Consider the following 12,800-nt stretch of genomic DNA (forward strand, 5'->3'; position numbering starts at 1 on the left):
CTTGCTGGAGGCGGCCGCACGGCCCGGTGCCTATGAAGAAGGTCCTCGCGACAGTCGGTATCGGGAACGCCACCGTCGACACCGTGCTCGCCTCGGAGACGGTCCAGCCGGGGGAGACGGTCGACGCCGAGATCAGGGTCGAGGGCGGCAACGCAGAGCAGGAGGTCCGCCACATCGACCTGGAGTTCGAGACGTACTACCACACCGAGGACGGCCGCCGGGAGGGGACCGTCGACACCGCCCGGCTGACGGACGGGTTCACCATCGAACCCGACGAGTCCCGGACCATCGACACGCAGGTCGAGATCCCGTGGGGGACGCCGCTGACGATGGGCGGCGTCGACGTGTGGCTGGAGACGGAACTCGACGTGACCGGCATCGACCCGGAGGACGAGGACTACCTCGACGTGCGGCCGACGGACCGCCAGCAGGCCGTCTTCGACGCCGCCGAATCGCTGGGGCTCTCGCTCCGGACCGCGAAGAACGAGGAGGTCGCGGGCTGGGGGAGCAACCGCTTCGTCCAGGAGTTCGAGTTCACGCCCAGCGGCGGGCCCTTCCGCGGCGACCTCGACGAGATCGAACTCATCTTCGACCCCGGGCCCGACAGCCTGCGGGTCGCCGTCGAGGTGGACCGCCGGGGTGGCCTCCTCGCGGAGATGACCGACACGGACGAGCGCACGGACTCGTTCGCCGTCGAGACCGCCGACGCCGGCGCCGTCGAGCGGGACCTCCGGCAGATCATCGAACGGCACACCTGAAGCGCCAGCACGCTCGCGGGGGCACCCGGCGCCGCCCGCCACGCCGTCTCAGACCGTCACCGTCGCTCCCAACTCGGGCGCGCTCGCCTCGTAGCCGTCGGCCCGCAGTTCCTCGGCGAACGCCCCGCAACGGTCGCCGTGGTTGACGAGGACGGGCACGTCGCGATAGCTGTCGAGGAACGACAGGAGGCCGTCGCGGTCGGCGTGGGCGGAGAAGTCGTACTGCTCGACCCGCGCCGCGACGGGCATCACGCGCCCGTCGATCTCGGCGCTGCCGGTCTCCAGCAGCTCGCGGCCGGGCGTCCCCTCGACCTGGTAGCCGGTCATCGTGATCTTGTTCGTCGGGTTGCGCCGGATCTCGGGGATGTAGCTCATCGCGGGGCCGCCCGAGAGCATCCCGCTCGTGGTGACGATGGCGACGTTCTGGTCGGCGATGCGCTCGCGCTGTCCGTCCCGGCCCGTCACGAACCGGGCGTGCGATTTGGCCCGTCGGAGTGCGTCGGCGTCGCGGACGTACGCCGGGTACTGCCGGAGCATCCGGGTCACGTCCTGGCCCATCCCGTCGACGTAGCAGGGGATGTCGTGGGCCTCGCAGACGAGGAGCAGCTCCTGGGTCCGGCCGATGGCGAACGCCGGGACGACGACCGTTCCCCCCTCGTACAGGGTGGTCCGGACGCTCTCGGCGAACCGTTCCTCGACCGTCTGGCGGGGCTCGTGCCGGACGTCCGAGTACGTGGACTCGCAGACGACGATGTCGGCCTCGGGGCGCGCGGTCGTCCCCGCGACGAGGCGCTGTCCACGGATCGACTCCCCGTGGCGATCCGTGCGGCTCGCGGGAGCGTCGCTCCCGCGCTGGCTGGTGGTGTGGAAGTCGCCGGTGTAGAGGAGCCGGGTGTCGCCGTCGTCCACGAGGACGTGCGCGCTCCCGGGGATATGCCCGGCGTCGAAGAACGTGACCTCGTAGCCGGCGGCCGCGAACGGCTCGCCGTAGCCGTGGGGGTGGTCGACCTCGCCCACGCGCTTGAGGTCGGTCTCCGTGAACGGGCACCGATGGCTGTTGCCGTGCAGTTTCAGCGTGTCCCGCGCGAGCGTCAGCGCCAGTTCCCGGGTCGGCGGTGTCCAGTGGACCCCGGGGCGGTCGCGGCCCGAGAGGAGGGCGGGGACCGCGCCCGCGTGGTCGAGGTGGCCGTGCGAGACGACGACGGCCTCCGGGTCGACCGACCCGACGGGGTAGGCGGGCGGCGTGCCCGTCTTCATCCCGTAGTCCAGCAGGAGGCGGTCGTCGACGAGGACGGCGCTCCGGCCGACCTCGCCGGCACCCCCGAGGAACTGGAGTTCCATACGCGCCCGTAACGGCGGCCAGCGTTTCCGTCCGTCGGTCCGGGCGTTCGGTCGACAGAGGGACGGGCGTCAGTCGTAGGGCCAGTTCGGGTCGCGCTCGGCGCTCGCCGGCTCCCGCGTCTTCGCGGCGGCCTCCGGCGTGCAGGCGCCGTACTGCGCGAAGTTCTCGCGGGCACGGCGGAGCGAGACGTGGTTGTAGTCCCCCTCGTGGTCCGGGTGGTGGAACCCAACGAGGTCGTCCAGCCAGCCACAGACCGCACAGACCTCGTACGACCCGGGCGTGTCGGGTGCGAGCGTCCGGTAGCCACAGCACGGGCAGAACCCCCGTTCGCGCGACACCGGGCTGTCGGTGCGGGTGCGGCGCGGGTCCCCGGTCGACATACGCCCTCCTTGGGGCCGCACCGACAAAAACCGTCCCCGGACGCCCGGCCCGGCGGTCGGTCGGAACGGCCCGTGCCCCGCCGCACGGCTTTTGCCGTATCACGAGCAACGACAACACATGTCACGTACGGATGGCGAGCCGACGGACGGCGGTGACGGGCTCACCGAGCCCGAGCGCGCGGCACTGCACGACCTCGAACTCGGGCTGGAGCACGTCCGCCGCGGGTACGGCGCGCTGGTGACGTTCCACCACCAGATCGGGCGAGGGATGGACCGCTTCGACGACGCGCGGGCACGGCTCCGCGAGGCCGGCCACGACGACCTCGCCGACCGCCTCCGGGACGAGGTGCTCCCGGCAGGTGCCGTCGGCGACCGGTGGTCGTACGAACTGGTCGCCGACTTCCGGCGGGAGTTCCTCGCCGACGTGACCGCGATGGAGGCCGACGCCCGCGAGGCGCTCGCCGAGGGCGGACATCACCTCACGGAGCGGCGCCAGCAGGCACGCTGGCGCGACCGGGCCGAGGGCGAGGCGTGGCGGGTCGACGGGGAGAAGGGGGCGGAGCGCCGGGGGACGGAGGACTGACCGCGGATGTCAGGCCGCGTCGGCGCCGTCGTCGGCCAGCGCGGCCTCGACCTTGTCCGCGTGTTTCTCGAGGTCGGCCGCGATGGACCGGGCCTGCTCGGGCGTGAGCGTCACCGTCTCTGCGTGGGCCGGCAGTTCCGTCAGCTGCGTGTTGTCCAGTTCGAGCTGCAGGGAGACGTGGTCGGGGTTCTTCCTCGGCGAGGTGACGTTCAGCGTCGCGAACGCCTCCTCCTCGAAGTCGTGCCCCTCGGCGACGGCGTCCACCAGGTCCAGCGTGGTGTACGCGTTCACCGTCATCAGTCGGTCGACCATACCGGCAGGAGGTGGCGGGCGGGCGTAAGCGTGGCGTCCGGCGACCGGCCCGGGGCGGGACCGGCGGACGGGTGGATCAGGCGCCGACCGCGGGGTCGCCGTCGGCGGGGGTCGGGGTCCCCCGGACGGTGAGGACGGGGCACTCGCAGGTCCGGACGACGGCCTCGGCGACACTCCCGAGGAGGAAACCGCCCTCGCCGCCGCGGCCGCGGGTCCCCAGCGCGACGGTGTCGGCGTCCACCTCCTCGGCGTAGTCGACGATGGTGTCCGCCGGGCGCCCCTCGCGGACGACCGTCGACACCTCGGTCCCGGAGGCGGCCTGCTCGGCGACCGCCTCGGTGGCCGCCGCGGCGCGCTCCTCGAGCGCCTCGCGCGCCGTCTCGGCCTCCTCGCCCGGCACCTCGTCGATGCGCCCGGGGTCGACGACCGACACCGCGTGGACGGTCGCATCGAACCGCGCCGCCAGGTCGAGCGCCGTCGCGACGGCACGTTCGCCACTCTCGGAGCCGTCGGTCGCGACGACCAGCAGGTCGAACATGCGCGACCGGTGGCGCGCCGCCGGCTAAAAGGCGATGGGTCCGGCGCGCCGTGCGAACGCCCCACCGCCGCCATCCGGCCCGCCCAGCTGCTGGACCCTGGACCGGTCCCAGCGACCGGGGACGAACCCATGACCTTTGAGGCGACCCGCCGAACCTCGACGGGATGACAGCCCTCCACCCCACCGCCGATAGCGAGCGTACCGAGGCCGCCCCGACGGCACCGTCGCGTCGCCGAGTCATCGGCGCGGTCGGAACCGCCGTGGTCGGCGCGCTGGCCGGGTGCTCTGCCGCGGCCGCGCCGAACGAGGCCGGGCGGCCGAACCGGTCGCCGCTCGTCGACACGACGGTCCGGGTCAGGACGGGACAGACAGCGACACGGCGGTTCACGCTCGACAGCGAGCGCTGGGTGACCGTCGCGGCCACCCTCTCTGACCGGTCGGTGAAGGTCAAACAGGACGGCCCGGCGGTCGACGTGGTGACAATGACGCCCGCACAGTACGAGCGGTTCCGGGACGAGGGGGCGTTCGCCCACGTCCCCGGCGTCAGTATGCCCGACGTGGTCGGCGGCGAGGTGGCGGCGACGCTCGATGCCGGCGAGTACGTCCTCGTCGTCGACAACACGGGGACTGGCCCCGCCGAACCCGCGGAGAGCGGCGTTCCGGCGGTGGTCGACCTCACGGTCACCGCCAGGCCCGGGCGCGAGCGCGCCACGGCCGGCGTGCGTGCCGGCGGGCGGTGATCCCAGCGGCCGGTCGCTCGCCGGAGCCGGCAGCTATTCGAGTCGGTCACGCCTACATCGGGGCATGACCGACAGCGAGACCATCACCGTCCAGGGCGTCGAGGTGCCCCGCCTCGGCCTCGGTACGTGGCGGCTCACCGGCGACACCTGCCGCGAGACCGTCGAGACGGCACTCGATCTGGGCTATCGCCACATCGACACCGCGCAGGTGTACCGGAACGAGCGCCAGGTCGGCGACGCGCTCGCCGCCAGCGACGTGCCCCGCGAGGAGGTCTTCCTCGCGACGAAGCTCGGGCCACAGCGCTCGTACGACGACGTCCTCCGGACGACCGAGGAGAGCCTCGCGCGCCTCGGCACGGACTACCTCGACCTCCTGCTCATCCACTGGCCCAACGGCCGGCCGCCGGGGTCGCCGCCGAACCCGCTCTCGTCGGCGCCCGACCACGCGGAGACCCTCGACGCCATGAACGAGCTCGTCGACGCCGGGAAGGTCCGGAACGTCGGCGTCTCGAACGTCGACGTCGACGCGCTGCACGAGGCGCGCGAGCTGAGCGACGCGCCGGTCCTCACGGACCAGGTCCAGTACCATCCCTTCTGGAACCAGCAGGACCTGCTCTCGTACTGTCGGGTCCACGACGTCCTGCTGACGGCCTACTCGCCGCTGGGCCACGGCGGCGTGCTGGATGACCCGGTCCTGGAGCGCATCGGCCGTCGCTACACGAAGAGCCCCGCACAGGTCGCGCTCCGGTGGCTCGTCCAGCAGGACCAGGTGGCGACCATCCCGAAGGCGACGAGCCGCGAGCACCTCGAGGCGAACATGGCGATCTTCGACTTCGAACTGACCGACGACGAGATGGCCGAGATCCGCCGCCCCTCGAAGTACGAGACGCTGCGGGGATTCCTGAAGGCGCGGGTGCTGGGGTAGTCAGTCCCCGGCCACCGACCGGGCGTTGCCATCCACCAGCCGCAGGGCGCCACCACACGCCCCGCACCGGTACTCGTCGACACGGCGGACCAGCTTCGACTCCCGGTACCGCGCCAGCGCCGCGTCGCAGTCCTCGCAGACCACCCACCACTCCGGCTGCGTGAAGAGCTCGCAGTTGCGGTGGGTGTCGAGGCGCTCGGCCCACCGCTCGAAGCGTGCGCCGTGCGAGGCGTCGCCGTACTCGTTCAGCAGGTGGACGTGGACGAGTTCGTGCCGGACGGTCTCGGCTATCGCCGCCCAGCCGCGACGCTCGAAGTAGGCCCACGTGAGCACGACCGTCTCCGGCTCGCCGTCGCGGTAGCGGACCTGCCCGGCCCGACGCTTCGCGCGGCGGCTGACCTGCCAGTCGAGCGCGCTCACGTCGACGGAGAGGTCGAACGTCTCGGCCACGTCGCGGGCGTACAGCCTGCAGGCGGCGAGGAACTCCGTCTCGGAGGCGTCCGTGTCGACGGCGTAGTACTCGGTGTCGACGGGCTGTGGCCCGTCGTCGCTCCCCGCCACCGGACGTGCTGGCCGTTCGGTCATGGGTCCGGGCGCCGCTGCCCGCACCGGAACTCGACCGAGACCGGCATAACGCTGTTGTCCCCGGAGACGGAAGCCCGCCCGTATGCCGCCCTCCAACAGCCGGCGCCGGCTCCTCGCGGCGCTCGGCGCGACCGCGACCACGGCCCTGGCGGGCTGTTCGAACCTCACCGGGAGCGACGACCCGCCGGCCGGGAGCCTCCGGTTCGAGAACCGCCACTCGGTCCCGCACAGCATCCGCGTCGCGGTGGCCGACGTGGGTGCCCGACCCGGGGACGGCCCGGGAGCGGTGCAGGGGGAACCGGACCAGCCCGTCCGGGAGTCACAGCGGACCCTGACCGCGACGGACACCGTCGATCCCGGCGAGACAGCGCGCTACGAGCGGGTGTTCACCGCGCCCGTCTGGTACGGCGTCCGGTTCCGACTGGACGGCGACCGACCCGAGGACGGGCGGGGGGCGGTGGCGTTCGGGCCTGCACCCGAGAACGACGCCGACGAGCAGGGGAGCTTCCTCGACATCGGGGTGTCGGAGACCGGCGGGTTCACCTGGGTCGTGGCCAGCACCGATGACCCAGGCCCGTTCCGGGGATGAGCCGCTCGTGGGGGCGAGGACCGGGCGACGCGACCGCCCACGAGTTCAGTCGTCGGCCGGCGGCTTCGCGAAGTAGCTGGTGAAGAAGCCCGACAGGAACGCCGAGACCGCCACCGAGAGCAGCAGGTCGTTCGTCGACCACTCGTCGCTGTCGGCCCCGTACGCGGTGATGGCGACGCTGATGACCGTCGAGATGATGCCGTTGACGAGGTGGGTCTTGAGCTCCATGGGCGTGCTTCGGCTGCCACCGGTATAACGTTCGGGCGACCCCCGACGGCCGCGCCCTTGCCGGATGAGTAGACCCTTATCCACCCGTGGTGTAGGTGAAACCATGCTCGTGCACCTCCGTGGGGACGTCTGGCAGATCGAGTGTACCGGGGTGAACGCCTACCTCGCCGACGACGACGGCGCACTGACGCTCATCGACACCGGGATGGGGCGCGATGGCGGCACCATCCGGGCCGCCATCCGGGAGGCGGGCTACGACGTGCGCGACCTCGACCGCATCCTCATCACGCACTACGACGTCGACCACGTCGGCTCGCTCGCGTCGCTGGCGGCCGAGACCGACGCGGACGTCTACATGGGGGCCGCCGACGCGCCGTTCCTGATGGGCAAGGAGCAACCGCCCGGCCTCACGCTGAAGGGGTTCATCCAGCGGGCCGGGAAGCTCCTGATCGACCGGCCGGACCACGACCCCACTCTCGTCGCCGACGGCGACGAGATCGGCAGCTTCACCGCCTACCACACCCCTGGCCACACCCCTGGCCACACCGCCTACGTCAGCGACGCCCTCGACGCCGCGTTCGTCGGCGACCTCGTCTTCGAGTCCGACGGCGAACTCGACCCCTCACCCTGGTTCATCACCTACGACACGGAGAGCGTCCGCGAGTCCATCCACGAACTGGCCGACCGGGCCCCCGCCGTGGACGTGCTGGGGATGGGCCACGGCACGCCGTTCGTCCGCGACGGCTCCATCCGACTCGCGGAACTCGGGGAGCGTATCGAGCAGCAGTAGCCACGATATCCCATAAATGCCACACCCATAGTAGTTATATCGCATATTACTGACCTGTACCCGATGTTCTAGATCAATGAGGGCATCCACAGCCACGTATAGGGGGACGAACTGTTCGGCGCGGGACGGAACGGGTTCCCGCCCCTACGTCGAGGTGTGATGACCGACCCTGCACCGGAGGCGTGGACGGAGGTCGAGCGCCCCCCTCACGTCGTGGGGAAGTACGACCCCCGCCAGCCGACGCTGTTCGAGCACGGGGGACGCGACCTGGCGGTCCACGTGCTGCCGGACGCGACCCGGCCGACCGGCACCGGGGTGGAGGGGGCCGACACCTGGCGGGTCGGGCTGGTCCGGGGGTCCGCCACCGAGTTCCAGGCGGTCGAACCGGTCGCCGAGGCCGTCGAGGGGCGCGACCGCGCACTGACGCTCGCCCGACGGGTGATGCGTGCCTGCACGCGCTCCCCGGAGCTGTCGCTCAGCGGATCAGGCGACACGCGGACCCGCTGGCGGTGAGCGGACAGCGCCACGGGGACGCGGACTGACGCGGGAGAGCGTCCCGGGTCAATCCAGCGTGACGTACGTGAGGAACAGGATGCCCCCCATTTCGAGCACCTGCAGGTAGAGCATCGGCCGGACCGCGAACGGCGGGAGCGTGACGGCCGTGAGGTAGTAGTACAGCGCGAGCGCGTTCTCGGCGAACAGGAACACGGCGAACACGAGCGTTCCGAGGGTGTGCTTCGAGCGGATCTCGCGGTAGTTGCGGCCCCAGATGGTGATGAGTACCGTCAGCAGCACGAGGTTCAGCCCGGCGGCCACGCGCGCCGCGTCGAGCAGCAGGCTCATCGCTCGCTCCCTCCGGTCGTCCAGTCCGTCCGCGCGTACGTGTCGTTCATGATATCACTCCGTCCCCCGCTCGGTCGACGGGGGGTCGGTCGGGTCGGGGTTCGGCAGGTCCTCCGTCTCGGTGTCGACCTCCTCGAGCTGGTCGAGGATGGCCGCGACGGTGTCCCAGTTCTCGCGGGCTCGCTCGGAGGGCAGCCAGACCGCGCCGTACGGCTGGTTGGTCGACCGGGCCACGTCGTTCTCGCTGAGGACGTCGAGGTGGTGCGTGATCGTCTTGTAGTCCAGGTCCAGCGTCTCGGCGAGCTGGTTGGCGTTACGGGGGCGCTGTGCGATCGCGCGGAGAAGCCTGGCTCTGTTGGGGCCACCACGCGTTCCCGCGAGTACCTGCCAGAGCACCGCCTCCATCGACCGCACCAACTCGCGCCACTCTCCTAAGTGTTGGCGAGCGCGACGACGGACCACACGAAAGGGGGAGCCGCGGGACGGGGCGCCCGGCGGCAGGACAGGGACAGCGCGAGGCGCGCCGGCTACGGGAGCAGGACGCCGTCGATGACGTGGACCACGCCGTTCGAGGCCTCGATGTTCGTGCCGACGATCTCGGCCTCGCCCGGGTCCTGGCCCGCGTTGAGCGTGGTGCCGTCGACCGCGACGGTGCCGCCGGCCAGCATCTCCACCTCGGGCGCCCTGACCACGCTGGCCGCGTAGCGGCGGCCCTCCGTCACGTGGTAGAGCAGGATATCCGCGAGATCCGGGTCCGCCAGCAGGTCGCCGGCGCCGATGCCGAGTGCGTCGAGTAGCTCCGCGAACGCCGCGTCCGTCGGGGCGAACACGGTGTACTGGCCGTCGCCGTCGAGGACGCTGTCGAGGCCGGTCTCCTCGAGCGCGAGTTCCAGGATGTCGAAATCGTCGCTCCCTTCGGCGAGCTCGAAGACGGTGGCGGGGGCGCTCGCGCCCTGCCGCGGCCGACCTTCGGGCCGGCCACGCGCACCGGCGAGCCCGACGCCGCCGACGAGGAGCGCAGTTCCCACACCGAGACTCTTGAGCACCGACCGCCGATCTGTTCGGGTCATCACCGCACTGGACGCTCGTTCAGTATTTAGCCGATTTTCCGGAACCGGCCCCAGACGAGCCCGGCTCTCACCCGAATGTCCGAGATAGCGGCAAGAGATCCCCGGCAGTCGGCTACGCCAGCTCCTCGGCGACGGCCTCGGGCCCCAGCAGCGCGGGGTCCATCGCGACGACCTCCTGGCCGCCGACGAACTCCGGGAGCGAGTCGGCGGTGTACGCGACGATGCGAACGTCCGGGTTCAGCTCGCGCGCCAGCGGGATGGCCGTCGCCAGCCCCGCGTCGGTGAGGACGAACAGGTCGGCGTCCTCGATACCCGCGTCGCGGAGGTCGTCGCGCGTGGCCGTCCCGGCCGCGCGCGTGACCGTCACGCCCTCGGCCGCGAGCGCGTCCCCGAGCCCGTCCGGGTCCGTCCCGGCGATGACGGCCTCACTCATACTCGATGGTCGCGGGCGGTTTGTGCGTCACGTCGTAGACGACGCGCGAGACGTTGTCGAGCTGGCCGGTGATACGACTCTGGATGCGCTGGAGCGTCTCCCAGTCGATCTCCTGCGCGCGGGCGGTCATCCCGTCGCGCGACTCCACGGAGCGCACCGCGACCACGTGGCCGTGGACGCGGTTGTCGCCCTTGACGCCCGTCGCACGGCCGAGAACGGCCGCGAACGCCTGCCAGGGGTCGTACTCCTCGAGTTCGGCCTCGACGACGTGGGTCGCCTCGCGGGCGACGTGGACCTTCTCCTCGGTCACCTCGCCGACGATGCGGACGGCGAGGCCGGGACCGGGGAACGGCATCCGCTCGGAGATTATCGAATCGAGCCCGAGTTCGCGCGCCACCTCGCGGACCTCGTCCTTGTAGAGGTCGCGCATCGGCTCGACGATGCGGTCGAAGTCCACCACGTCCGGCAGGCCGCCGACGTTGTGGTGGGACTTGATGGTCCCCTCGGACTCGATGCGGTCCGGGTAGATGGTCCCCTGCACGAGCACCTCGGCGTCCTCCTCCGTCGCGACGGTCTCGAACTCGCGGATGAACTGCTCGCCGATGACGTGGCGCTTCTCCTCGGGGGCCGTCACGCCTTCGAGCGCGCCGAGGAAGCGGTCCTGGGCCTCGACGATGCGGAGTGACTCCATGTAGTCGAACGTCTCCCGGATCTCCTCGGTCTCGCCCTTGCGCATCAGGCCCGTGTCGACGTAGACGGGCGTGAGCTGCGAGCCGACGGCCTCGTAGGCCAGTGCGGCGGCGGTCGAGGAGTCCACGCCGCCCGACAGCGCGATGATGGCGTGGTCGTCCCCGACCTGCTCGTCGATCTCCGCGACGGCATCCTCGATGAACTGCTCGACGTCGACCATCAGGCGCTCACCTCCTCGGGGTCGCGCTCGTCGGCGGCCTGCCGGTCGAGCGCGGCGTCCAGCAGCCCCACGAACGGCGGCGACGCCCGGCCCGGCCGCGACCGGAACTCGGGGTGGAACTGCGTCCCGACGAAGTACGGATGCTCCCCGCGCGGCAGCTCGAGGATCTCCATCCGGTTGGCCGCCTTCCCGGAGAAGACGAGACCGCTCGCCTCCAGCTCCTCGATGTACTCGGGGTTGACCTCGTAGCGGTGCCGGTGGCGCTCCGTGCAGGAGTCGGCGCCGTCGTACAGGTCGGCGGCGAGGGTGCCGGGCTCGATGTCCGTCTCGTGGGCGCCCAGCCGCATCGTCCCGCCCATGTCCTCGACCTCGTACTGCTCGGGCAGGATATCGATGACGGGGTGGGGCGTGTCCTCGTCGAACTCGGTGGAGTTGGCGTCCGCGAGGTCGCAGACGTTGCGCGCGTGGTCGATGACAGCCATCTGGAAGCCCAGACAGAGCCCGAGGAAGGGCACGTCGTGCTCGCGGGCGTAGCGGATGGCGTCGATCTTCCCGTCGGTCCCGCGGGCGCCGAACCCGCCCGGAACGATGAGCCCGTCGGCGCGTTCGAGGCGCTCGCGATGCTCTGCGTCCATGTCCTCGGTGTCGACCCACAGCACCTCGACGTCGACACCGTGCTTCAGCCCGGCGTGCTTGCAGGCCTCGTGGACCGAGAGGTAGGCGTCCTCGAGGTCGTACTTCCCGGCGAGCGCGATCTCGACGGTCCCCGTCGTCTCGCGCGTGACGAGGTCGCGCCAGCCGTTCTTGCGCTCGGCCGGCTCGAGGGCGTCCTCGGCGATGTCGAGGCGCTCCATCACGTACTGGTCGAGCCCCTCGTCCTCGACCATCAGCGGGACGTGGTAGATGTCATCCACGTCGGGGTTCGAGAAGACGGCGTCCGTCGGCACGTCGCAGAACAGGGCGATCTTCTCCCGGGTCTCGTCGTCGAGCTTGTCCTCACACCGCCCGACCAGGATGTCGGGCTGGAGGCCGATGCTCCGGAGTTCCTTCACGGAGTGCTGGGTCGGCTTCGTCTTCTGCTCGCCGTTCTTCGAGTACGGGACGAGCGTGACGTGGGTGAACAGGATGTCCTCCTCCTCTTCCTCGTGGGCGAACTGGCGCAGCGCCTCCAGGTACGGCATCCCCTCGATGTCACCGACGGTGCCGCCGACCTCGACGATGCAGACGTCGTGGCCCTCCGCCGCTTCACGGATGCGCCGCTTGATGTCGTCGGTGATGTGCGGGATGATCTGGACGGTCTTCCCGAGGTAGTCGCCCGCGCGCTCCTTCTCGATGACGTTCTTGTACAGCTTCCCGGTCGTGACGTTGTGGTCGAACGTCATGTCGATGTCCAGGAAGCGCTCGTAGTTCCCGAGGTCCAGGTCGACCTCGCCCCCGTCCTTCAGCACGTACACCTCGCCGTGCTGGTAGGGGTTCATCGTCCCGGCGTCGACGTTGAGGTACGGGTCGATCTTGACGGCGGTGACGTCGAACCCGGCGTTGGCGAGCAAGCGGCCGGTCGAGGCGGCCGTGATTCCCTTGCCGAGCCCGGACATGACGCCGCCGGTGACGAAGACGAACTTGTTCCCCAGTGTGGGGTCGTACTCCGCGGGCCCTGTCGGCATACCGACGGTCCGCGAGGGTCGCTCAAGAGCGTTACGGAGGGGCCGACGGTGTGCCACTCCGTCCCGGAACACCACCCCGTGCGGGGGCCGAACTGGGCGTTCGTCGACCC

General features: G+C 71.0%; 18 protein-coding genes and 1 pseudogene. 7 read left to right on the forward strand and 12 right to left on the reverse strand.

The genetic code is table 11. The features are described from left to right. Positions 1–32: 32 nt before the first annotated feature. Positions 33–758: a sporulation protein gene (locus P2T62_RS22825; protein WP_276259329.1), complete on the forward strand. Its 726-nt coding sequence runs from the start codon at positions 33–35 to the stop codon at positions 756–758. Positions 759–806: 48 nt separating this feature from the next. On the opposite strand, the gene P2T62_RS22830 is transcribed toward P2T62_RS22825, so the two are convergent. Together P2T62_RS22830 and P2T62_RS22835 are read right to left on the reverse strand one after the other, a co-directional pair. Continuing rightward, positions 807–2,099: an MBL fold metallo-hydrolase gene (locus tag P2T62_RS22830; RefSeq protein WP_276259330.1), complete on the reverse strand. Its 1,293-nt coding sequence runs from the start codon at positions 2,097–2,099 to the stop codon at positions 807–809. A 69-nt stretch (positions 2,100–2,168) separates the two neighbouring features. After that, entirely contained in the window at positions 2,169–2,480 is a 312-nt protein-coding gene (locus P2T62_RS22835; protein ID WP_276259331.1) for a CPCC family cysteine-rich protein, read from the reverse strand. A gap of 118 nt (positions 2,481–2,598) precedes the next feature. On the opposite strand from P2T62_RS22835, the gene P2T62_RS22840 reads away from it, so the two are divergent. Next, complete coding sequence (locus tag P2T62_RS22840; RefSeq protein ID WP_276259332.1) at positions 2,599–3,063, forward strand: hypothetical protein; 465 nt, start codon at positions 2,599–2,601, stop codon at positions 3,061–3,063. 9 nt (positions 3,064–3,072) lie between these two features. Here P2T62_RS22840 and P2T62_RS22845 read toward each other — a convergent pair whose 3' ends face one another. Both P2T62_RS22845 and P2T62_RS22850 read right to left on the reverse strand, forming a co-directional pair. Continuing rightward, positions 3,073–3,375, reverse strand: a complete 303-nt coding sequence (locus tag P2T62_RS22845) for a DUF6360 family protein (protein ID WP_276259333.1) — start codon at positions 3,373–3,375, stop codon at positions 3,073–3,075. Between the two features lie 76 nt (positions 3,376–3,451). Next, positions 3,452–3,913, reverse strand: coding sequence for a universal stress protein (locus P2T62_RS22850; RefSeq protein ID WP_276259334.1), 462 nt, complete (start codon positions 3,911–3,913; stop codon positions 3,452–3,454). Between the two features lie 164 nt (positions 3,914–4,077). On the opposite strand from P2T62_RS22850, the gene P2T62_RS22855 reads away from it, so the two are divergent. Together P2T62_RS22855 and P2T62_RS22860 are read left to right on the forward strand one after the other, a co-directional pair. After that, positions 4,078–4,653 carry a hypothetical protein gene (locus P2T62_RS22855; protein WP_276259335.1) on the forward strand — a complete coding sequence of 192 codons (576 nt, stop codon included), beginning with the start codon at positions 4,078–4,080 and terminating at the stop codon, positions 4,651–4,653. A 64-nt stretch (positions 4,654–4,717) separates the two neighbouring features. Beyond that, a complete protein-coding gene (locus P2T62_RS22860) occupies positions 4,718–5,578 on the forward strand; it encodes an aldo/keto reductase (protein WP_276259336.1) in 861 nt (286 codons plus the stop codon). Here the strand turns inward: P2T62_RS22860 and P2T62_RS22865 are convergent, their stop codons facing one another. After that, entirely contained in the window at positions 5,579–6,163 is a 585-nt protein-coding gene (locus tag P2T62_RS22865; RefSeq protein ID WP_276259337.1) for a SprT-like domain-containing protein, read from the reverse strand. Positions 6,164–6,245: 82 nt separating this feature from the next. On the opposite strand from P2T62_RS22865, the gene P2T62_RS22870 reads away from it, so the two are divergent. Then, positions 6,246–6,752 carry a cupredoxin domain-containing protein gene (locus tag P2T62_RS22870; protein WP_276259338.1) on the forward strand — a complete coding sequence of 169 codons (507 nt, stop codon included), beginning with the start codon at positions 6,246–6,248 and terminating at the stop codon, positions 6,750–6,752. A gap of 45 nt (positions 6,753–6,797) precedes the next feature. On the opposite strand, the gene P2T62_RS22875 is transcribed toward P2T62_RS22870, so the two are convergent. Beyond that, entirely contained in the window at positions 6,798–6,980 is a 183-nt protein-coding gene (locus P2T62_RS22875; RefSeq protein WP_276259339.1) for a hypothetical protein, read from the reverse strand. A gap of 103 nt (positions 6,981–7,083) precedes the next feature. Here P2T62_RS22875 and P2T62_RS22880 point away from each other — a divergent pair, with 103 nt between their 5' ends. Continuing rightward, the gene (locus P2T62_RS22880) at positions 7,084–7,770 is read left to right on the forward strand and encodes an MBL fold metallo-hydrolase (protein WP_276259340.1); all 687 of its coding nucleotides are present in this window, start codon (positions 7,084–7,086) and stop codon (positions 7,768–7,770) included. A gap of 159 nt (positions 7,771–7,929) precedes the next feature. After that, positions 7,930–8,283 carry a hypothetical protein gene (locus P2T62_RS22885; protein ID WP_276259341.1) on the forward strand — a complete coding sequence of 118 codons (354 nt, stop codon included), beginning with the start codon at positions 7,930–7,932 and terminating at the stop codon, positions 8,281–8,283. A 48-nt stretch (positions 8,284–8,331) separates the two neighbouring features. On the opposite strand, the gene P2T62_RS22890 is transcribed toward P2T62_RS22885, so the two are convergent. From P2T62_RS22890 to P2T62_RS22915, 6 genes and pseudogenes are all read right to left on the reverse strand, one after another. After that, positions 8,332–8,613, reverse strand: a complete 282-nt coding sequence (locus P2T62_RS22890) for a DUF8036 family membrane protein (RefSeq protein WP_276259342.1) — start codon at positions 8,611–8,613, stop codon at positions 8,332–8,334. Positions 8,614–8,745: 132 nt separating this feature from the next. Further along, a pseudogene (locus tag P2T62_RS22895) lies at positions 8,746–9,018 on the reverse strand (ArsR/SmtB family transcription factor); the annotation flags it as partial. Between the two features lie 122 nt (positions 9,019–9,140). Then, a complete protein-coding gene (locus P2T62_RS22900) occupies positions 9,141–9,683 on the reverse strand; it encodes a fasciclin domain-containing protein (RefSeq protein ID WP_276259343.1) in 543 nt (180 codons plus the stop codon). Positions 9,684–9,795: 112 nt separating this feature from the next. Further along, entirely contained in the window at positions 9,796–10,116 is a 321-nt protein-coding gene (locus tag P2T62_RS22905; protein ID WP_276259344.1) for a DUF7126 family protein, read from the reverse strand. Then, positions 10,109–11,026 (reverse strand): glutamine-hydrolyzing GMP synthase, encoded by a 918-nt coding sequence (gene guaA / locus P2T62_RS22910; protein WP_276259345.1) that lies wholly within the window; start codon positions 11,024–11,026, stop codon positions 10,109–10,111. The genes P2T62_RS22905 and guaA overlap by 8 nt, the downstream gene beginning before the upstream one ends. Continuing rightward, positions 11,026–12,690 carry a CTP synthase gene (locus tag P2T62_RS22915; RefSeq protein WP_276259346.1) on the reverse strand — a complete coding sequence of 555 codons (1,665 nt, stop codon included), beginning with the start codon at positions 12,688–12,690 and terminating at the stop codon, positions 11,026–11,028. The genes guaA and P2T62_RS22915 overlap by 1 nt, the downstream gene beginning before the upstream one ends. Positions 12,691–12,800: the final 110 nt, after the last annotated feature.

Source organism: Haloglomus litoreum (assembly GCF_029338515.1).
Taxonomy (GTDB): Archaea; Halobacteriota; Halobacteria; order Halobacteriales; family Haloarculaceae; genus Haloglomus; species Haloglomus litoreum.